This window comes from Cupriavidus gilardii, assembly GCF_017598945.1.
Classification (GTDB): Bacteria; Pseudomonadota; Gammaproteobacteria; order Burkholderiales; family Burkholderiaceae; genus Cupriavidus; species Cupriavidus gilardii_E.
Genome location: NZ_JAGFTW010000003.1, coordinates 73817 through 94420, shown reverse-complemented (window position 1 = coordinate 94420; position 20604 = coordinate 73817). Strand labels below are relative to the sequence as shown.

The window sequence follows — 20604 nt, the reverse complement described above, 5'->3', positions numbered from 1 at the left end:
AACGTCCGCTTACCCCTGATCGCTCTCAGCAAGACTCCGCAGGTATTCCCGGCTCCACCAGTGCACATCCTGTGCGCGGATGTTCTCGAGCAGCTTCTGATGCCGGCTCTGCCGCTCGGCCAGCGGCATGTGCAACGCCTGCTGGATCGCCTGCGCGGTGCCCTGGATATCGTACGGATTGACCATCAGCGCTTCCTTCAGCTGCTCGGCCGCGCCGGCGAAGCGCGACAGCACCAGCACGCCCGGATCGTCGGGGTCCTGCGCGGCGATGTACTCCTTGGCCACCAGATTCATGCCGTCGCGCAGCGGCGTCACCAGTGCGACGCGCGCGGCGCGGCACAGGCCGGGCAGGCGCCGGCGCGACGTGGTGCGGTGGATATAGCGGATCGGCATCCAGTCGAGTTCGCCGTACTCGCCATTGATCGACCCCGACATGCCCTCGAGCTGGCGGCGCAGGTCGGCATAGGCGTCGACGGATTCGCGCGACGGCGCGGCGATCTGGATCAGCGTGGCGCTCGAGCGGTTCTCGGGATACTGCGCGAGCAGCGCCTGGAACGCCTTGAGCCGCTCCGGCAGGCCCTTCGAATAGTCCATCCGGTCCACCCCCAGCAGCAGCCGCCGGCGCGCGTACTGGGCCATCATCATCTCGTAGGTTTCCTGGGCCTCGTGGCCCTTGCCCAGCGACACGAACTCGTCGACGTCGATGCCGATCGGGAACGCCTGCGCCCGCACGGTGCGATGGAAGGCGCGGTAGCGATGGTCGCCCATCGGCTCGGCGCCGGCCTCGGACTGCGCGTAGCGCGCGAAGTGCTCGAGGTCCGCCTGGCTCTGGAAGCCGATCAGGTCGTAGGCGAACAGCGCGCGCATCAGCCATTCGTGCTGCGGAATGGTGGTCAGGATCGGCGGCGGCGGCAGCGGGATATGGAGGAAGAACCCGATGCGCTGGCCACATCCCATCGCCCGCAATTCCGCAGCCAGCGGAATCAGGTGATAGTCGTGGATCCAGATCATGTCGTCCGGCCGCAGCAGCGGTGCGAGCTTGCGCGCGAACAGCTGGTTGACGCGGCGGTAGACGTTCAGATGGCCGGCATCGAAATCGGCCAGGTCGACGCGGTAGTGGAACACCGGCCACAGCACGCCATTGCTGTAGCCGAGATAGTAGGCGTCGTGGTCCTCACGGCTCAGATCGACCGTGGCCAGCGTCACGTCGCCGGCATGCTGCAGATGCAGTTCGCCTTCTCCGGGCGTGCCACCCTGCGCGGTCTCCAGGACCCGGCCGCTCCAGCCGAACCACAGTCCGCCGGTGGCATTCAGCGTTTCGCCGAGCGCCACCGCCAGGCCGCCGGCGGCGGCATTGCGGGGGTCGGCGACGCGGTTGGATACCGCTACCAGTCTTGACATAGGCCTCCTGTGTGGCGGCGCGCCGGCGCGCGCCGCCCGGTGAATCGGGGCCGGCTCAGATCACCGCGTCCCATGGCGACGACAGGCGCATCGCGCCGTTGATCAGGCCGACCATCGAATAGGTCTGCGGGAAATTGCCCCACATTTCGCCGGTGACCGGATGCGTGTCTTCGGACAGCAGGCCGAGCGGATTGCGCGCGGCCAGCATCGCCTCGAAGATCTCGCGTGCCTGTTCCTTGCGGCCGATGCGCGCGAGCGCGTCGATCCGCCAGAAGGTGCAGATGTTGAAGGCGGTCTCGGGCTTGCCGAAATCGTCGGGTGCCTCGTAGCGGCGCATGTAGGGACCGTCGCACAGCACCTCTTCCAGCCGGTCGATCGTCGCGACGAAGCGCGCGTCGCGCGGATCGATGAAGCCGACCTCGGCCATCAGCAGCACACTGGCGTCGAGCTCCCGCCCGCCGAAGCTCTCGGCGAAGGCCTGCCGTTCCTCGCTCCACGACTCGCGCAGGATGCGCTCGCGCATCGTGTCGGCGTGCTTGCGCCAGTAGGCCGCGCGCGCCGGCAGCTGCAGCTTGTCGCCGATCTTGGCGAGCCGGTCGCAGGCCGCCCAGCTCATCAGCGCGGACGAGGTATGGACGCGCGCACGCGTGCGCAGCTCCCACATGCCGGCATCAGGCGTGCCGAACACGCGCACCGCCTGCTCGCCGACCTGCTCCAGCACGCGATACTCGGCCGGGCCGCCGCGATGCAGCAGCCGATGATCGTGGAAGGCCTGCGCGGCGCCGAGCACCACGTTGCCGTAGACGTCGTGCTGGAAGTGTTCCTGCGCCTGATTGCCGACCCGCACCGGCCCCATGCCGCGGTAGCCGGCGACATGGTCCAGCACGCTCTCGGGCAGCTCGCGCTCGAGGCCGATGCCGTACAGCGGCTGGATATGGCCGTCCTTGGACTGCATCACCACGTTGGACATCCAGCGCAGATAGTCCTCCATGGTGCCGACTTCCGACAGGCTGTTGAGCGCGCGGATCACGAAGAAGGCATCGCGCAGCCAGCAGAAGCGATAGTCCCAGTTGCGGCCGCTGTGCGGCGCTTCGGGAATGCTGGTGGTCATCGCGGCGACGATCGCGCCGGTCTCCTCGTACAGCGACATCTTCAGCGTGATGGCCGCGCGGATCACCGCGTCCTGCCATTCGCGCGGCACCGCCAGCCGCCGCGTCCACAGCTTCCAGTAGGCGATCGTCTCCTGCTCGAAGTCGCGCGCGGTCTCGTCGACGCCGTGCTGCAGCGTCTCGTCCGGACCGAGGATGAAGTTCATGCCCTGCGTGACCAGGAACGGCGTGTTGCCCATCACGTAGGTCAGCGGCGCGTCGGTCGTCATGCGCAGCGTCATGTCGTCGCCGATGAAGCGCACATGGCTGCTGCCGCGCGTGGTCTGCGGCACCGTGCGGCCCCAGTTGAAGCGCGGCGCGATGCAGACCCGCACGCGCGGCGCACCCTTGATCGGGCGGATGCGCCGCACCAGCGTCAGCGGCCGGAAATAGCGGCCGAGGCGGAAAAAGCGCGGCGCGAAATCGGTGATCTCGAGGCAGTTGCCGTGGCGGTCGGTCAGGCGCGTGCGCAGCACCGCGGTGTTGGGCTCGTACCATTGGCGCGATTCGGCGAAGTCCTCGATCTCGATCGAGAAATGGCCGGCGTTCTCGCTTGGATCGAGCAGCGCGTTGAAGACCGGATCGCCGTCGAAGCGCGGCAGGCAGCACCAGACGATGCGGCCGCGCGAATCGACCAGCGCCGAGAACGCGCAATTGCCGATCATGCCCAGCGATAGCGAAGGCGGGCAATATCGCCCGCCCTGGTGTGTGCCGTCGCTGTTGATCTCGTCGGCGCGGTTGCGCGCTACGCCGGATTCAGGCTGACTCACAAACTTCCCCCTTGTCAGGATGAGGTGGTGGACGCGGATGGATTGGGGCCGGTGGCGGCCGGGCCCGAGGAGACCGAGGCGGCGGACGCGGCAGAGGCGGCGGTGGCCGCAGGCACGGTATCGGACCCGGCGGCATGCCCGTCCGGCGCCGGCGCTTCGCCCGCGTCCAGCGCCCTGGCGCTGCGATGCAGCCAGGCGCGCAGGTCCGACGGCGTGGGCACGCTGACGGTGGCGGCGCTGGGCCGCTGTCCGACCAGCACGCCGACGCCGCCCAGATGGGCCACCATCGCAAAGCCGTCCTCGTCGGTCACGTCGTCGCCGGCAAAGATCGGCATGCGGCCGGCAAACGGCGGCGAGCGCATGATCAGCTCGACCGCGCTGCCCTTGGTGACACCGGCCGGCTTGACCTCGACCACCATCTTGCCGTGGAGCATTTCCAGTCCGCTGACGTCGCCCAGGGCCTGGGCAACCTGTTCGCGCACCAGCGTTTCGAGCTCGGGCACCGCGCGGTAATGCACCGCCAGCGCCATCGGCTTGCGTTCGAGCCGCAGCCCGGGATGGCCTGCCGCGAAGTCTTCGAGGCGGCGGTGCAGCCGATCCAGGTCGGGCGCGGGCACCTCGAGCCGCCGCCCTTCGGCGTCGCGCAGTTCGGCGCCGTGCACGCCTGCGGTAGGCAGCTGCAGCGGGGCCAGGAAGGCGTCGAGTTCGGCGATGGTGCGCCCCGATACGATCGCGACCGCGCCGCCCAGCTGCCGGTGCAGCGCGCGCAGCGTTCCCACCAGTCCCGCCTCGACCTGCACGAGCTCCGGGCGTGGCGCCAGGTCGGCCAGCGTGCCGTCGAAGTCCAGGAACAGCGCGTTATCGGGATCGATCAGCGGAAGGGATGACATCGCCGCACACCGTAACACGATCACTTGACGAGCGTCCACCGGACGGCGTCCTACAAGGCGGATGCGTCACCAGGGCAGCCGCGCGGCCTGGGCCCGCACTGGCACGGTGCGGCGCGACGGTCTGTCTGCACCATTGGCGGCAACATCGTCCGCACCATTGCCCGGCAGCGGCACCATGCGGACCCGACGCCGCCCGATCCTTTATCATTAGCGGTTTCCCGAACGCCAAAGCCGATGCCAGGGCGGCGCAAAGCATGGTCCGCCGCGACCCCGCGCCGGCCGTCGACATGACCCGCAAGACCGCCAGCAAACCCGACTATCTGAAGAAGATCCTGACCGCCAAGGTGTACGACGTGGCGCAGGAGACCGAGCTGACCTACGCCCACGAACTGTCGGCGCGAATTGGCAACGGGGTCTGGTTCAAGCGCGAGGACACCCAGCCGGTGTTCTCGTTCAAGCTGCGCGGCGCCTACAACAAGATGGCCTCGCTGACGGCCGACGAACTCAAGCGCGGCGTGATCGCGGCCTCGGCCGGCAACCACGCCCAGGGCGTCGCGCTGGCCGCAGCGCGGATGGAGTGCAAGGCCATCATCGCGATGCCGGTGACCACGCCGCAGGTCAAGATCGACGCGGTGCGCAAGCACGGCGGCAAGTGGGTGCAGGTGGTGCTGCACGGCGAGTCGTACAGCGACGCCTACCAGCACGCCGCCGAACTGCAGCGCAAGCACAAGCTGACCTTCATCCATCCGTTCGACGACCCCGAGGTGATCGCCGGCCAGGGCACCGTCGCGATGGAGATCCTGCGCCAGCACCCGGGCCCGATCCACGCCGTGTTCGTCGCCATCGGCGGCGGCGGGCTGATCGCCGGGGTGGCGTCGTACATCAAGGCGGTGCGGCCCGAGATCAAGGTGATCGGCGTGCAGACGGTGGACTCGGACGCGATGAAGCGCTCGATCGAGGCCGGCAAGCGCGTCGAACTGAAGGACGTGGGCCTGTTCTCGGACGGCACCGCCGTCAAGCTGGCCGGCAAGGAAACCTTCCGCATCGCGCGCGAGCTGGTCGACGAAATCGTGCTGGTCGATACCGACGCGCTGTGCGCCGGCGTCAAGGACGTGTTCCAGGACACCCGCAGCATCCTCGAGCCGTCGGGCGCGCTGGCCGTGGCCGGCCTGAAGGCGTATGCCGAGCGCGAGAAGCTCAAGGGCAAGAACCTGGTGGCGATCGCCTCGGGCGCCAACATGAACTTCGACCGCCTGCGCTTCGTCGCCGAGCGGGCCGAGGTCGGCGAGGCGCGCGAGGCGGTGTTCGCCGTGACGATCCCCGAGGAGCGCGGCAGCTTCCGCCGCTTCTGCGAGCAGCTGGGCACGCGCAACGTGACCGAGTTCAACTACCGGATCGCCGACAACCAGCTCGCGCACATCTTCGTCGGCGTGCAGATCGGCAGCCGCGTCGAGAGCGACAAGCTGGCCGCGGGCTTTCGCCGCCACGGCTTTGCCACGCTGGACCTGTCCAACGACGAACTGGCCAAGCAGCACATCCGCTATATGGTCGGCGGGCATTCGCCGCTGGCGCAGGACGAACTGCTGTACCGCTTCGAATTCCCCGAGCGTCCCGGCGCGCTGATGAAATTCCTGTCGAGCATGAGCCCGAACTGGAACATCAGCCTGTTCCACTACCGCAATCAGGGCGCGGACACGTCCAACATCCTGGTCGGCATCCAGGTACCGAAGAACGAGAAGCGCGCGTTCCGAGACTTCCTTGCCACGCTCGGTTACTTACACTGGGAAGAAACCGACAATCCCGTCTACAAGCTGTTCCTGGCGTGACGGTGCCTGCCCGCCGCTGAACCGCAAATTGGAGTGCTCATGACCCTGCCCGAACATTCGCCGCTGGGCAAAGTCTCGGCCTACAAGACCGAGTACGACGCCAGCCTGCTGTTCCCGATCCCGCGCGCGCCCAAGCGCGCCGAGATCGGCCTGCCCGATGGCCGCGCGGTGCCGTTCTTCGGCGTGGACATCTGGAATGCCTACGAGCTGTCGTGGCTCAATCTCAAGGGCAAGCCCCAGGTCGCGCTGGCCAGCTTCATCATTCCGGCCGATACGCCGAACATCGTCGAATCGAAGTCGTTCAAGCTGTACCTGAACAGCTTCAACCAGACCAGACTGGAATCGCCCGAGGCGCTGCAGCAGCTGCTGCGCCAGGACCTGTCCGAGGCGACCGGCGGCGCGGTGCAGGTGCGGCTGACCGCCGAGCCCGACTTCGCCCGCCAGCAGATGGGCGAGCTCGACGGCCTGCTGCTGGACCGGCTCGATATCGAGACCGATATCTACGAGCCGGCGCCGCAGCTGCTGCGCGCCGACCAGGAAGAAACCCCGGTCGAGGAGACGCTGGTCTCGCATCTGCTGAAGTCGAACTGCCTGGTCACCGGCCAACCCGACTGGGGCAGCGTGCAGATCCGCTATGTCGGCGCGCCGATCGACCAGGAAGGGCTGCTGAAGTACCTGATCTCGTTCCGCAACCACAACGAGTTCCACGAGCAATGCGTCGAGCGCATCTTCATGGACGTGCTGCGTCAGTGCAAGCCGGTCAAGCTGGCGGTCTACGCGCGCTATACGCGGCGCGGCGGACTCGACATCAACCCGTTCCGCACCAACTTCAACACGCCGTGGCCGGATAACCGGCGCAACGCCCGGCAGTAGGGCCGCCAGTTCGGCGGCGCCCTTCGGGGGCAAGGCAAGGCCGGCATGCGCGCGACAGCGGCACGCCGGCTTTTTTGTAACGGCCCTTGAATTAATTAATGTGCAAATTAATATCCAGCGGACACGACCCAACCCCATGCCTGCCAATCGTTCCCGCTCCTCCGCTTCCGCCCCTGCCCTGTCGCCTGCGGCCCAGGAGACGGCGCCCCGCCGTCCCGGCCGCCCGGGTCGCGCTGATGGCCGCCCGCAAACCGGCAAACTCCCCAGCAGCGCCGCGCCGCGCAGTCCGGGCCGAGCCCTGGGCGCCGAAGATCAGCGCGAGCGGCTGCTCGACGCCGCCGTCGCGCTGTTCGCCGAGCACGGTGTCGCGGCGACCCAGGTCAAGGCGATCGCCGCCCGTGCCGGCGTCACGCCCGCGCTGGTCCACTACTACTTCGGCGACCGTGGCCGGCTGCTCGACGCGGTGGCGGAGGAGCGGCTCGGCCCGCTGGTCGACCGGGTCTTCGCGCCAATGGACGGAGACGATGGCGATGCCGACCCCGCCGACGCCGCGGACGCAGTCGACCCCGCCACGCTGCTGGCCGGCATCGCCGAACGGCTGATTCGCGCGGCGGTCGCCACGCCGTGGTTCCCGGCGCTGTGGGTGCGCGAGATCGTCACCGGCGAGGGGCAGTTGCGCGAACGCGTGATGCAGCGCTTCGGCCTGCAGCGCGTCGGCGGCGTGGTGACAGCACTGAGCGCCGCACGCACGCGCGGCCAGATCGATGCCGCGCTGGCGCCGCCGCTACTGATGGTGTCGGTGATCGGCCTGGCGCTGCTGCCGCTGGCCACCGGCCATATCTGGCGACGCCTGCCCGGAGCGGATGCGGTCGACGTCGACGCGATGGTCGCGCATGCGCGCGCGCTGCTGACGCACGGCATCCGTGCCGGCGACCCTGGCACAGGCGGCCGCCGGGACCGGCCCACCACGCGCCGCTGAGCGCCACCGATCGATCGAACCGCCATGCCCGACGCCGACTCCCCTGCCAACGACCTCCGCCCGCGCCGCCGGCATGGCGCAGTTCGGCGATTACCGGGGCCGAGCTTCGCCCTGGTTGCGGCGGTGCTTCTCTCTGGCTGCGGCGACTCGGCGCCGGCCCGCTGGCAAGGCTATGTCGAAGGCGAATTCGTCCACCTCGCCTCCCCCTTCGCTGGACGGCTGGAACGCCTGACCGTCGAACGCGGCCAGCAGGTCGCCGCCGGCGCGCCGCTGTTCGCGCTGGAGACCGAGGAAGAATCGACGGCCCGCGCGCAGGCGGTCGCGCAGCTGGAGGCGGCCCAGGCCGAACTGACCGATCTGCAGACCGGCCGGCGGCCGCCGGAGATCGACGCGATCCGGGCGCAACTGGCACAGGCCGAGGCCGCCGCGCAGCGCAGCGCCGCCGCGCTGGCGCGCGATGAGGCGCAGCTGCGCATCGGCGCGATCCCACAGGCCCAGCTCGAACAGAGCCGCGCCACCGCGCAGGCCGACGCCGCCCGTGTGCGCGAGCTGCGCAGCGATCTGACCGTGGCGCGCCTGCCCGGACGCGAGGCGCGGCGAGGCGCGCAGCAGGCGCAGGTCGAAGCCGCGCGCGCCGCATTGGCACAGGCCGACTGGCGGCTCTCGCGCAAGGCCATCGCCGCGCCGCAGGGCAGCCTGGTCTACGACACGCTGTACCGGCTGGGCGAATGGGTGCCGGCCGGCAGTCCGGTGGTGCGGCTGCTGCCGCCGGGCAACGTCAAGGTCCGCTTCTTCGTGCCCGAAGCCGCGGTCGGCACGCTGCGCGCGGGGCAGACCGTGCGCCTGACCTGCGACGGCTGCGGCGCCGCGATTCCGGCCACCATCCGCTACGTGTCCAGCCAGGCCGAATACACGCCGCCGGTGATCTACAGCAACGAGACCCGGCGCAAGCTGGTCTTCCTGGTCGAGGCGCGGCCGGCGCCGGCGGACGCCGCGCGGCTGCATCCGGGCCAGCCGGTCGAAGTGGAAGCAGTAGTGCAAGCAGAAGTGGGAGCCGCGTCGGCAGTACCGGCGAGCGGAGTGCGGCCATGAATGCCGCCGAACTGGCGATCGACGTGCACGACCTCGGCAAGCGCTTCGGCGACAAGCAGGTGGTCGACGGGCTGACGCTGCAGGTACGCCGCGGCGAGATCTTCGGCTTCCTCGGCCCTAACGGCAGCGGCAAGACCACCTCGATCCGCATGATGTGCGGGCTGCTGACGCCCGACGCCGGCAGCGGCACCTGCCTGGGCTACGACATCCTGCGCGACAGCGCGCAGATCAAGCGCCGCGTCGGCTATATGACGCAGAAGTTCTCGTACTGGGAAGACCTGTCGATCCGCGAGAACCTCGACTTCGTCGCGCGCGTCTATGGCGTGCCCGACCGCAAGGCGGCGGTCGAGCGCGCCCTCGAGGGGCTCGGCCTGGCCAGCCGCGCGCGGCAACTGGCCGGTGCGCTGTCGGGCGGCTGGAAGCAGCGGCTGGCGCTGGCGGCCTGCCTGCTGCACGAACCCGAACTGCTGCTGCTCGACGAACCGACTGCCGGCGTCGATCCGAAGGCGCGCCGGGACTTCTGGGAACAGCTGCATCGGCTGGCCGCGCGCGGCATTTCGGTGCTGGTCAGCACGCACTACATGGACGAGGCCGAGCGCTGCCACAAGCTCGCCTATATCGCCTACGGCAAGCTGCTGGCGCAGGGCACCGCCGAGCAGGTGGTGGCGGCGCAGGGCCTGTCGACCTGGTCGGTCGAGGGCGGCGACCTCAACGCGCTGTCGCGCCAGCTGGCCGACGAAGCCGCGGTCGAGCAGACCGTGGTGTTCGGCAACGTGCTGCACGTGACGGGACGCGATGCCGCCGCGCTCGAAGCCACGTTGCGGCGGCTGTCCGAACAGGGCCGTCATCGCATGGCGCCGGTCGACCCCAGCCTGGAAGACGTCTTCATCCACATGATGAATCGCGCGGACGACAACATGCGCGCCGATGCCAACGCGGCCCGTTCCACCGGTAGCGCGACTGTCGGCAGGAGCGGCAGGCCATGAAGGGCGAGGCGCGCGCCGGCGACGAGCGCCTCGGCTTCTCGCTGCGGCGCTGGTGGAGCATCGTGCTGAAGGAATTCCTGCAGCTGCGCCGCGACCGCGTGACGTTCGGCATGATCGTCGGGCTGCCGGTGCTGCAGCTGCTGCTGTTCGGCTTCGCCATCAATACCGATCCGCGCCAGTTGCCCACCGCGGTGATCGCCGCCGACCACAGCGAGTTCACCCGCTCGCTGATCGCCAGCATGCAGGCCTCGCGCTATTTCCGCGTGGTCGGCACGTTGCCCGACGAGGCCGCGGGACGCGAGGCGCTGATGCGCGGCGAGCTGCAGTTCGTCGTCAGCATCCCGCCCGACTTCACGCGCCGGCTGCTGCGCGGCGAACGCCCGGCCGTGCTGGTCGAGGCCGATGCCACCGATCCGTCGGCAACGGGCGCCGCGCTGGCGGCGCTGTCGCGGATGCCGCTCGCGGTGGCCGACAAGGACCTGAAGGGCCCGCTGGCGCCGCTCGCGAGCGGCAAGCCGGCCTTCGACGTGCAGGTGCACCGGCTCTACAACCCCGAGGGACTGACCGCCTACAACATCGTGCCGGGCCTGATGGGTGTGATCCTGTCGATGACGATGGTGATGATGACGGGCCTGGCGATGACGCGCGAGCGCGAGCGCGGCACGATGGAGAATCTGCTGGCCACGCCGGTGCGTCCGCTCGAGGTGATGAGCGGCAAGATCGTGCCCTATGTCTTCATCGGGCTGATCCAGAGCACCATCATCCTGCTGGCGGCGCGCTGGGTCTTCGGCGTGCCCTTCGTCGGCTCGGTGATCGCGGTCTATCTGGCCGCGCTGCTGTTCATCGCCGCCAATCTGACGGTGGGCATCACGCTGTCGTCGCTGGCGCAGAACCAGCTGCAGGCAATGCAGCTGACCTTCTTCTACTTCCTGCCGGGCATCCTGCTGTCGGGCTTCATGTTCCCCTTTCAGGGCATGCCGGGCTGGGCGCAGGCGATCGGCAACCTGCTGCCGATGACGTACTTCCACCGGATGATCCGCGGCATCCTGCTCAAGGGCAGCGGCTGGGCGGAGCTCTGGCCCAATGTGTGGCCGCTGCTGCTGTTCACCGCGGTGGTGATGGCCATCGCGGTGCGGTTCTATCGTCGTACGCTCGATTGACGGCCGACCGATGGCCTCGCCGAACGTCGATGCCTGCAAGGAGATCGTGATGACCCTGCCCGCGTTCCGATGCAGACGGCTGGCGCCGCTGGCGGGTGCCGCCGCGCTGCTGGCCGGCTGCGCCGTCGGCCCGGATTTCGTCGCGCCGCCCGCGCCCGACAGCGCCCGCTATGGGGCCGCGCCCTTGCCTTCGGCGACGACTTCCGCGCCGACGTCCGCGTCGATACGGCACGGCCAGGCGCAGCACCTTGTCGATGGCGCCGACGTGCCGGCCCAGTGGTGGTCGCTGTTCGGCAGCGCCGCGCTCGACTCCGCGATCCGCACCGCATTGGCCAACAGCCCGACGCTGGCCGAGGCACAGGCCAGTCTGGAACGCGCCCGGCACGACTATGCCGCGGCCGCCGGCATCGCCCAGTGGCCCGCCATCGACGCGCGGCTCGACGCGGCCCGTCAGCAGGTCAATATCGAATCGATGGGCATCACCGCGTTCCCCAGTCCTGCGCCCTTCACGCTGTACGGCGCCTCGGTGCGGGTCTCCTATGTGCTCGACCTGTTCGGCGCACAGCGGCGGGAACTGGAGGGCCTGCGCGCAGCGGTCGACTTCCAGCGCTACGAGCTCGAGGCCGCGCGGCTGTCGCTGGCCGCCAATGTCGCCACCGCGGCCATTCGCGAGGCCAGCCTGCGCGCGCAGATCGAAGACACCGAGGCGCTGATCGACGCGCAGCGGCGGCAGCTGGCGATCGTCGAGCAAGGCGTCGCGCTCGGCGGCACCGCCGGGGTCGAGGCACAGCGGCAACGCGGCGAACTGGCGCAGACCGAGGCGCTGCTGCCGGGCCTGTCGCGGCAGTTGGCGGCGACGCGCCATCAGCTGGCGATCTATCTGGGATTGCCGCCGGAAGCGGCGGCCGAGCCGGAGCAGCAGAGCGCTGCGGGACAGGCGGCATCGACGGCGCCTGCCACCGCCGTGCCGGTGTTCCGCCTCTCCGAACTGAGACTGCCCGACACCTTGCCGGTCAGCCTGCCCTCGACGCTGGCGCGCCGGCGGCCGGATATCCGCGCCGCCGAGGCGCTGCTGCATCGGGCCAGCGCCGATATCGGTATGGCCACCGCCAACCTGTATCCGAGCCTGACGCTGTCGGCCAGTGCCGGCACGCAATCGCGCACGGGCGGTGATCTGTTCGATCACCTCAATGTGTGGAATATCGCCGCGGGACTGGTGCAGCCGGTGTTTCGCGGCGGCGCGCTGCGGGCCCGGCAACGCGCCGCGGAAGCGGCCTATCGCCAGGCGCTGGCGGCGCACCGGCAGGCGGTGCTGCAGGGGCTGCGCGAAGTCGCCGATGCGCTGCAGGCGGTGCACAGCGATGCCGCGACACTGCGGGCGCGGGCCGAAGCGGCCCAACGCGCCGCCGCCACGCTGGCCATCGTCACCGAGCAATACCGGCTCGGCGGCGTCAGCCAGTTGGCGCTGATCGATGCGCAACGCCAGCATCGCGAGACCACGCTGGCGCTGACGCGGGCCAGTGCCGATCGTCTGGCCGATTCGGCCGCCCTGCTGCAGGCGCTCGGCGGCGGCTGGTGGCAAGCCGAAGCCGACGCCGAGGCCGACGATACGCCGCGGGACCGGGCCGGCCGCCAGGCGACGACGGCCTCGCGCTGATCGGCCGGCTCGGCGGGCATGTTCCGGTCGCGGCCGGGGCTCTTGTTCAGTGGGTTTTCGTTCAGTTCGATGCCGGCGCCGCCTCGGCCAGCAGCGCCGCGACTTCGCGCCGGCCCGCCGCCTGCGCCAGCGTCAGCGCCGTGTGGCCCTTCGCATTGCGCAGCAGCGCATTGGCGCCGGCCTCGAGCAGCAGCCTGACCACGGCAGCGTCGCCGGCCCGTGCCGCCAGCATCAGCGCCGTCATGCCCTGCTGATCCGCGGCGTCGACACCGGCGCCGGCCCGCAGCAACAGGTCCACGGTGCGCGTGCGCAGCCCCGTCGATCGTCCGAGCTCGTCGCTGCCGGCTGCCAGCAGCAAGGGTGTGCGCATCGCGGCGTTGCGCTGGTGCAGGCCATCGGCGGCGCCATGCGTCAGCAGCGTTGCCACCACCTCGGGGTGCAGCGCCGCGGCCGCGTAGCCGAGCGGCGTCCAGCCCTCGGCCTGGCGCGCCAGCGGATCGGCGCCGGCCGCCAGCAGCGTGGCGGCGACCTCGGCATGGCCGTAGACCGCGGCCCGCATCAGCGGCGTCCGGCGCGCGGCGTCGCGGCCGTCGACCGCCGCGCCATGCGCGAGCAGCAGCGCCACGGCCTCCCGCTGCCCGAAGGTGGCGGCGCGCGCCAGCGGCGTCTCGCCATCCGGAAACGAAGCCAGATCGATCAGCCAGGCGCCATGCGGCTGCGCGGCAGCGATCAGCTCGCGCATCGCCGCCAGATGGCCGCGTCCGGCGGCGATGGCCAGCGCCCCGTGTCCGCGCGGCGACAGCGGCAGCGACAACGACTCGGCGCGCGCCAGCCAGGGCTGCAGTTGCGCCACGTCGCCGCTGCCGGCGGCATGGGCCAGCTCGTCGGTGCCGCTGCGTCCCAGCCAGCCGAGATAGTCGGACACCAGTTCGCCGATCGTGGCGGTCAGGGCCGCATCGCCAGCCAGCGTGTCCGCAGCCAGCGCCACCGGCGGCTGGCGGTCGGCATTGCGGGCGGACAGCGCGAGCCTGGCGGCGTGGGTGCCCTGGTATTCCAGCTGGCGCAGCAGCGCGCGGACCAGTTGCGGGGCGGCCGGGCGCAACTGGAAGGCCAGATGCAGGGCGGTATCGCCGTTGGCGTTGGTCAGCGCCGGATCGGCGCCGTGCTGCAGCAGCCGTTCGACGGCCTTCCATTCGCCGCCGGCCAGCAGCGCCAGGTGCAGCGCGGTATTGCCATCGCGGTCCGGCAGCCGCAGCAGTGCGGGCTGGCCGGCGGCGAGCGTGTCGATGGCGGCCGCATCGCCGCGGGCGATGGCGGCATGCAAGGCGGCGACCGCCGCCCCTTCCACGGTAGATGCGCCGCCCGGCGCACCGGCAGGTTTGGCGTCGACGAAACTCCTGGTTGGTAGCACCATGCCTGTTCTCCTGGCGTTGGGGATAGGGCCGCCGCGGAAGGCGGTGGCGCTGGTTGCCAGCGGAGCGCCGAGGGGGCGGGCTGGCAGCGTGGGGCCGGCGGTGGTTACTTGGAGGAATGCGGCCGGCCGAGGGGTATGCCGCTCGACCGGTCGCAGCCACCGCCGGCGCCGCCATCCTATGGGGCCCGGCAGGCGGAATCTATTGAAAACACCCGGAATCTGTGCAAAGGAGCGCGCTGGTGTCGCAGCGTGGTCGGTGCGGCGCCCCACCTTCGGTGCCCCTGGCGGGCTGCCAGGCGGCGTTGGCGTGGCATCCGGACGCGCCGGCGGGACTTTTGCTAAAGTTTACGCCCGACTTTCCACCGCCCCCGCCTCGGGGAGCGGTGCGCCCACCGAAAGGATTCCTCCCCATGTCTTCCGGCGTCATCCGCATCCGCGGCGCCCGTCAGCACAATCTCAAGCAAGTCGATCTGGACCTGCGCACCGGCGAAATGACGGTGGTGACGGGACCGTCCGGCTCGGGCAAATCGAGCCTGGTCTTCGACACCCTCTATGCCGAAGGGCAGCGGCGCTATGTCGAGACCTTCAGCGCCTACGCCCGCCAGTTCCTCGACCGCATGGACCGGCCCCAGGTCGAGCGCGTCGAAGGCGTGCCGCCGGCGATCGCGATCGACCAGACCAATCCGGTGCGCAGCTCGCGCTCGACGGTCGGCACCATGACCGAGCTGAACGACCATCTGAAGCTGCTGTTTGCGCGCGCCGCCCAGCTGTTCGATCGCGAGACCGCGCTGCCGGTGCGCCACGACACCCCCGAGACCATCTACGCCGAACTGCTCGAACGCACCCGCGCCGACGATCCGCGCCTGGCGGTGACCTTCCCGGTCGAGCTGCCGGAGTCGGCCACCGAGGACGAGATCGCGCAATGGCTGTCGGTCAGCGGCTATACCCGCGTGCAGGCGCAGCGCGTGGTGAACTCGCCGACGGGCCCGCGCAAGATGCTGGACGTGGTCGCCGACCGTTTTCGCCTGCAGCGCGCCGACAAGGCACGCGTGGTCGAGGCAATCGAGTCGTCGCTCAAGCGCGGCGCCGGCCGGGTCAATATCTACGTGCTGCCCGAAGGCGACGCCGCCTCGGCGGAAACGGCCGACGCCGAGGCGACCATCTGGCGCTTCTCCACCGGCCTGCACTGCCCCGAGAGCGACCTGCGCTACGCCGATCCGCAGCCGGCGCTGTTCTCGTTCAATTCCGCCTATGGCGCTTGCGAGGCCTGCCGCGGCTTCGGCCGCGTGATCGGCGTCGATCTCGGCCTGGTGATTCCCGACGGGCGCAAGACGCTGCGCGAGGGCGCGATCAAGCCGATGCAGACGCCGGCATGGAAGGAGTGCCAGGACGATCTGATGCGCTACGCCGCGCGCGCCGGCATTCCGCGCGACACGCCCTGGGCCGAGCTGACGCAGGACCAGCGGGACTGGGTCATCGACGGCGACCCCGCCTGGAACGGCAAGTGGAACAGCCAGTGGTACGGCGTGCGCCGCTTCTTCGACTATCTGGAGTCGAAGGCCTACAAGATGCATATCCGCGTGCTGCTGTCGAAGTACCGCAGCTACACGCTGTGCGAGACCTGCGGCGGCGCCCGCCTGAAGACCGAGGCGATGCTGTGGCGCCTGGGCTCGCGCGAGAACGCCGATGCCGTGCTCGATCCCGCCCGCCGCGTGATGCCGCGCGGCGTGGCCTGGCGCCGCGAACAGCTCGAGGCCCTGCCCGGCCTGACCGTGCACGACCTGATGCTGCTGCCGATCGACCGCATCCGCCGTTTCTTCGACACGCTGACGCTGCCCAGCGTGCTGCTCGACGACGCCCTGAAGCTGCTGCTGACCGAGGTGCGCACGCGGCTGAAGTACCTGTGCGACGTGGGCATCGGCTACCTGACGCTGGACCGGCAGAGCCGCACGCTGTCCGGCGGCGAGGTGCAGCGGATCAACCTGACGACCGCGCTCGGCACCTCGCTGGTCAACACGCTGTTCGTGCTCGACGAGCCCAGCATCGGCCTGCATCCGCGCGATCTGAACCGGATCGTCGAGGCGATGCGGCGGCTGCGCGATGCCGGCAATACGCTGGTAGTGGTCGAACACGATCCCTCGGTGATGCTGGCCGCCGACCGCCTGATCGACATGGGCCCCGGCCCCGGCGAGCGCGGCGGCGAGATCGTCTACGACGGCACGCCGGCCGAGATCCGCCACGCCGGCACGCTGACCGGCCAATATCTCGCCGGCCAGCGCCGCGTCGCCGATGCATCGGACTGGGTCCGCCGGCCCGTCGACGAGGCCACGCCGCGGCTGGTGCTCGAAGGCGCCAGCGAGCACAACCTGCAGGACGTCACCGTGTCGATCCCGCTGCAGCGCCTGGTCTGCATGACCGGTGTGTCCGGCTCGGGCAAGTCGACGCTGATACAGGACGTGCTGCACCCCGCGCTGGCCCGCCATTTCGGCCGCGCCACCGAGACACCCGGCGCGCACCGCGCACTCATCGGCGCCGAGCAGATCGGCGATGCGGTCTTTGTCGACCAGTCGCCGATCGGCAAGACCGCGCGCTCCAATCCGGCCAGCTATGTCGGCGCCTTCGACGAGATCCGCAAGCTGTTCGCCAAGGCGCCGTTGGCCAAGCAGCGCGGCTACACCGCCGGCACCTTCAGCTTCAACTCGGGCGACGGACGCTGCCCGACCTGCGGCGGCTCGGGCTTCGAGCACGTCGAGATGCAGTTCCTGTCCGACGTCTACCTGCGCTGCCCGGATTGCGACGGCACGCGCTATCGCCCCGAAATCCTCGAGGTCAGGATCGAACGCGGCGGCCGCGCGCTGGGCATCGCCGACGTGCTGGAGCTGACCGTCAGCGAGGCGGTGGCGCTGTTTGCCGCCGACGCCGAGGTGCTGCGCGTGCTGCAGCCGATCGTCGATGTCGGCCTCGAATACGTGAAGCTGGGCCAGCCGGTGCCGACGCTGTCGGGCGGCGAGGCGCAGCGCCTGAAGCTGGCCGGCTTCCTCGCCGAGACCGCGCAGGCGGCGCGCAAGCGCGTCGCGCCGGACGCCAGCGAGGGGCGGCTCTTCATGTTCGACGAGCCGACCACCGGCCTGCACTTCGACGACATCGCCAAGCTGATGCGCGCCTTCGGCAAGCTGCTGGACGGCGGGCATTCGCTGATCGTGATCGAGCACAACCTCGACGTGATCCGCGCCGCCGACTGGCTGATCGACCTCGGTCCCGAAGGCGGCGACGCCGGCGGCCAGCTGGTGTGCGCGGGGACGCCGGACGACGTCAAGCGTTGCGAGCAGTCGCATACCGGCGCGGCGCTGCTGCAGTACGAGAACCAGATCGGGCGCAGCGACGCGCAGGCCGAGCACGACGCGCTGCGGCTGCAGTCGGCGCACGGCTCGCCGGCGGCACGCCGCGCGCGGCGCGCGCTGGCCGAGGTCCAGGGCGAGAACGTGGTGCGCATCGTCAACGCGCACGAGCACAACCTGAAGTCGCTGAACGTCGATATCCCGCACAACAAGTTCAACGTCGTGACCGGCGTATCGGGCTCGGGCAAGTCGACGCTGGCCTTCGACATCCTGTTCCACGAGGGCCAGCGGCGCTATCTGGAGTCGCTGAACGCCTATGCGCGCTCGATCGTGCAGCCGGCGGGCCGGCCCGAGGTCGACGCGGTGTTCGGCATTCCGCCGACCGTGGCGATCGAGCAGCGCCTGTCGCGCGGCGGCCGCAAGAGCACGGTGGCGACCACCTCCGAGGTCTGGCACTTCCTGCGGCTGCTGTACGTCAAGCTCGGGCTGCAGCACTGCGTGCACGACGGCACGCCGGTGAGCGCGCAGAGCCCCGAATCGATCGTCGCGCAGCTGCTGCGCGAATACCGCGGCCAGCATGTCGGCCTGCTGGCGCCGCTGGTGGTCAACCGCAAGGGCGTCTATACCGATCTGGCCAAATGGGCCAAGGCGCGCGGCCATACGCATCTGCGCGTCGATGGCGCCTTCCTGCCGGTCGATCCGTGGCCGCGGCTGGACCGCTTCCGCGAACACACGATCGAACTGCCGGTCGGCGACGTGGTGGTCTCGCCCGATAACGAGGCGGCGCTGCGCGCGCTGCTGGAGCAGGCGCTTGAGCACGGCAAGGGGGTGATGCACCTGCTGGCGCCCCTCGATGGCCTACGCGAAGCCTTCGGCAACGGCCACAACGGCGACGGCGTCGGCCAGACCAAGGTCTTCTCGACCAAGCGCGCCTGCCCGACCTGCGGCACCAGCTATCCCGAGCTGGACCCGCGCATGTTCTCGTACAACAGCAAGCACGGCTGGTGCGAGAGCTGCGTCGGCACCGGCCTGGCGCTGACCGGGGAACAACGCGCCGCCTATGACGACAGCGTGATCGGCGGCGACGAACGCGGCCGCGAGCAGACGCTGCCGTCGGAGGAGATCGAACCCGAAGGCGTCGGCCACTCGGCCTGCCCGTCGTGCCACGGCACGCGGCTGAACTCGGCCGCGCGCGCGGTCAGCTTCGCCGGCCGCTCGATCGTCGACATCGCGCAGTGGACGGTGTCGCAGACGCGCGCGTGGATCGAGCAGCTGACGCTGAGCGGCCGCGACGCCGAGATCGCGCGCGACGTGGTCAGCGAGATCCGCAGCCGGCTCGAATTCCTTGAGGAGGTGGGCCTGGGCTACCTGAGCCTGGACCGGGCCGCGCCCAGCCTGTCGGGCGGCGAGGCGCAGCGGATCCGGCTGGCGGCGCAGCTGGGCAGCAATCTGCAGGGCGTCTGCTATGTGCTGGACGAACCGACCATCGGCCTGCATCCGCGCGACAACCGCATCCTGCTCGACGCGCTGCGCAAGCTCGGCGACAAGGGCAACACGCTGGTGGTGGTCGAGCACGACGAGGACACCATCCGCCGCGCCGACCACATCATCGACATCGGCCCCGGCGCGGGCAAGCGCGGCGGCCACGTGGTCGCGCAGGGCGGCGTCGCCGACCTGGCGGCGCAGCCCTCGTCGCTGACCGGCCAGTTCCTGGCCCGGCCGATCGTCCATCCGCTGCAGGCACGCCGGCCCGTCACGGCGGCTGTGCGCGGCAAGGCGGGCGCCGCCGACACGGCAGTGCCCGAGCGCTGGCTGACCGTGCACGGCGCCACGCTGCACAACCTGCGCAACGTCACCGCGAGCCTGCCGCTGTCGCGGCTGGTGGCGATCACCGGCGTCAGCGGCTCGGGCAAGTCCACGCTGGCGCGCGATGTGCTGATGACCAATCTGCTCGATGCGGTCGGCCGCTCGGTGCTGTCGTCGCCGGCGACGCGCCGCGCGCGCAAGTCGGCGCAGGCTAGCGAGCCGGCCGCGAGTGCCGGCAAGGGCTTCAAGACGCTCGATGTCCAGCATGTCTGGCAGGGCTGCGAGTCGGTGACCGGCTGGGAGGCGATCGATCGCGTGCTCGAGGTCGACCAGACCCCGATCGGCAAGACGCCGCGCTCGTGCCCGGCCACCTATATCGGCGTCTGGGACGCGATCCGCCGGCTGTTCGCCGATACGCTGGAGGCACGCGCGCGGGGCTATACCGCGTCCCGCTTCTCGTTCAACACCGGCGACGGCCGCTGCCCGGCCTGCGAGGGCCAGGGCGTGCGCACCATCGGCATGAGCTTCCTGCCGGACGTCAAGGTGCTGTGCGATGTCTGCCACGGCCAGCGCTTCAACGCCGAGACGCTGGCGGTGTCCTGGCGCGGCCGCAATATCGGCGAGGTGCTGACGATGGAGATCGACGAGGCAGTGGAGTTCTTCGCCGCGCAGTCGAACATCGCGCATCCGCTGCAGCTGCTCAAGGACGTGGGGCTCGGCTATCTGACGCTCGGCCAGCCGTCGCCGACACTGTCGGGCGGCGAGGCGCAGCGGATCAAGCTGGTCACCGAACTGGCCAAGGTGCGCGACGACATCACGCGCCGCGGCCAGAAGCCGCCGCATACGCTGTACGTGCTGGACGAACCGACCGTGGGCCTGCATATGGCCGACGTCGCCAGGCTGATCCGCGTGCTGCACCGTCTGGTCGACGGCGGCCACAGCGTGGTGGTGATCGAGCACGACCTCGACGTGATCGCCGAAGCCGACTGGGTCATCGACCTGGGTCCGGAAGGCGGCGACGGCGGCGGCACCATCGTCGCGGCCGCGCCGCCGGACGTGCTGGCACGCACACCGGGCAGCCATACCGGGGCGGCGCTGGTGCCGGTGCTGGCGCGCACGGCGGCGGTGGCGGCCAACGAGGTCGGGCCGAAGGTGGTGCGCGGGGCGGTGGCGTAGCGGGCGACATGTGCCCTCGGACTCGCCCCTGACGCAGGCCGATGGTGTTCTCCCCTCTCCCGCTTGCGGGAGAGGGGCGGGGGAGAGG

The 20604-nt window shown here is 70.3% G+C and carries 12 protein-coding genes; 8 read left to right on the top strand and 4 right to left on the bottom strand.

What is annotated here, in order from left to right; translation table 11 throughout:
- Positions 1 to 9: 9 nt before the first annotated feature.
- The 3 genes from otsA to otsB all read right to left on the bottom strand — a co-directional run bounded on the left by otsA (position 10) and on the right by otsB (position 4209).
- Positions 10 to 1401, bottom strand: a complete 1392-nt coding sequence (gene otsA / locus J5T34_RS01680) for an alpha,alpha-trehalose-phosphate synthase (UDP-forming) (protein ID WP_208578055.1) — start codon at positions 1399 to 1401, stop codon at positions 10 to 12.
- Positions 1402 to 1456: 55 nt separating this feature from the next.
- Positions 1457 to 3214 (bottom strand): glycoside hydrolase family 15 protein, encoded by a 1758-nt coding sequence (locus tag J5T34_RS01675; RefSeq protein WP_244258645.1) that lies wholly within the window; start codon positions 3212 to 3214, stop codon positions 1457 to 1459.
- Between the two features lie 119 nt (positions 3215 to 3333).
- Entirely contained in the window at positions 3334 to 4209 is an 876-nt protein-coding gene (gene otsB / locus J5T34_RS01670) for a trehalose-phosphatase (protein WP_208578052.1), read from the bottom strand.
- A gap of 287 nt (positions 4210 to 4496) precedes the next feature.
- Between otsB and ilvA the strand changes: the two genes are divergently transcribed.
- From ilvA to J5T34_RS01635, 7 genes are all read left to right on the top strand, one after another.
- A complete protein-coding gene (gene ilvA, locus J5T34_RS01665) occupies positions 4497 to 6035 on the top strand; it encodes a threonine ammonia-lyase, biosynthetic (RefSeq protein ID WP_208578131.1) in 1539 nt (512 codons plus the stop codon).
- Positions 6036 to 6074: 39 nt separating this feature from the next.
- The gene (gene queF, locus J5T34_RS01660; protein ID WP_208578037.1) at positions 6075 to 6908 is read left to right on the top strand and encodes an NADPH-dependent 7-cyano-7-deazaguanine reductase QueF; all 834 of its coding nucleotides are present in this window, start codon (positions 6075 to 6077) and stop codon (positions 6906 to 6908) included.
- Positions 6909 to 7044: 136 nt separating this feature from the next.
- Positions 7045 to 7887, top strand: coding sequence for a TetR/AcrR family transcriptional regulator (locus J5T34_RS01655; RefSeq protein ID WP_208578035.1), 843 nt, complete (start codon positions 7045 to 7047; stop codon positions 7885 to 7887).
- A 24-nt stretch (positions 7888 to 7911) separates the two neighbouring features.
- Complete coding sequence (locus tag J5T34_RS01650; RefSeq protein WP_208578033.1) at positions 7912 to 8979, top strand: HlyD family efflux transporter periplasmic adaptor subunit; 1068 nt, start codon at positions 7912 to 7914, stop codon at positions 8977 to 8979.
- On the top strand, positions 8976 to 9965 hold the full coding sequence (locus J5T34_RS01645; RefSeq protein ID WP_208578031.1) for an ABC transporter ATP-binding protein: 990 nt from the start codon (positions 8976 to 8978) through the stop codon (positions 9963 to 9965). Before J5T34_RS01650 ends, J5T34_RS01645 begins: the two co-directional genes overlap by 4 nt.
- Positions 9962 to 11125, top strand: a complete 1164-nt coding sequence (locus J5T34_RS01640; RefSeq protein ID WP_208578029.1) for an ABC transporter permease — start codon at positions 9962 to 9964, stop codon at positions 11123 to 11125. The genes J5T34_RS01645 and J5T34_RS01640 overlap by 4 nt, the downstream gene beginning before the upstream one ends.
- Before the next feature lie 49 nt (positions 11126 to 11174).
- Positions 11175 to 12782 (top strand): efflux transporter outer membrane subunit, encoded by a 1608-nt coding sequence (locus J5T34_RS01635; RefSeq protein ID WP_208578027.1) that lies wholly within the window; start codon positions 11175 to 11177, stop codon positions 12780 to 12782.
- Positions 12783 to 12843: 61 nt separating this feature from the next.
- Here the strand turns inward: J5T34_RS01635 and J5T34_RS01630 are convergent, their stop codons facing one another.
- Positions 12844 to 14196, bottom strand: a complete 1353-nt coding sequence (locus tag J5T34_RS01630; protein WP_208578025.1) for an ankyrin repeat domain-containing protein — start codon at positions 14194 to 14196, stop codon at positions 12844 to 12846.
- A 410-nt stretch (positions 14197 to 14606) separates the two neighbouring features.
- On the opposite strand from J5T34_RS01630, the gene uvrA reads away from it, so the two are divergent.
- On the top strand, positions 14607 to 20516 hold the full coding sequence (gene uvrA, locus J5T34_RS01625; protein WP_208578023.1) for an excinuclease ABC subunit UvrA: 5910 nt from the start codon (positions 14607 to 14609) through the stop codon (positions 20514 to 20516).
- Positions 20517 to 20604 lie beyond the last annotated feature (88 nt).

Excerpts from the sequence above, each read along its gene's own strand:
- ilvA (WP_208578131.1), top strand. The coding sequence starts at position 4,497 with ATGACCCGCAAGACCGCCAGCAAACCCGACTATCTGAAGAAGATCCTG.
- queF (WP_208578037.1), top strand. The coding sequence starts at position 6,075 with ATGACCCTGCCCGAACATTCGCCGCTGGGCAAAGTCTCGGCCTACAAG.
- J5T34_RS01650 (WP_208578033.1), top strand. The coding sequence starts at position 7,912 with ATGCCCGACGCCGACTCCCCTGCCAACGACCTCCGCCCGCGCCGCCGG.
- uvrA (WP_208578023.1), top strand. The coding sequence starts at position 14,607 with ATGTCTTCCGGCGTCATCCGCATCCGCGGCGCCCGTCAGCACAATCTC.
- J5T34_RS01640 (WP_208578029.1), top strand. The coding sequence starts at position 9,962 with ATGAAGGGCGAGGCGCGCGCCGGCGACGAGCGCCTCGGCTTCTCGCTG.
- otsA (WP_208578055.1), bottom strand. The coding sequence starts at position 1,401 with ATGTCAAGACTGGTAGCGGTATCCAACCGCGTCGCCGACCCCCGCAAT.
- J5T34_RS01635 (WP_208578027.1), top strand. The coding sequence starts at position 11,175 with ATGACCCTGCCCGCGTTCCGATGCAGACGGCTGGCGCCGCTGGCGGGT.
- J5T34_RS01630 (WP_208578025.1), bottom strand. The coding sequence starts at position 14,196 with ATGGTGCTACCAACCAGGAGTTTCGTCGACGCCAAACCTGCCGGTGCG.
- J5T34_RS01645 (WP_208578031.1), top strand. The coding sequence starts at position 8,976 with ATGAATGCCGCCGAACTGGCGATCGACGTGCACGACCTCGGCAAGCGC.
- J5T34_RS01655 (WP_208578035.1), top strand. The coding sequence starts at position 7,045 with ATGCCTGCCAATCGTTCCCGCTCCTCCGCTTCCGCCCCTGCCCTGTCG.
- J5T34_RS01675 (WP_244258645.1), bottom strand. The coding sequence starts at position 3,214 with ATGATCGGCAATTGCGCGTTCTCGGCGCTGGTCGATTCGCGCGGCCGC.
- otsB (WP_208578052.1), bottom strand. The coding sequence starts at position 4,209 with ATGTCATCCCTTCCGCTGATCGATCCCGATAACGCGCTGTTCCTGGAC.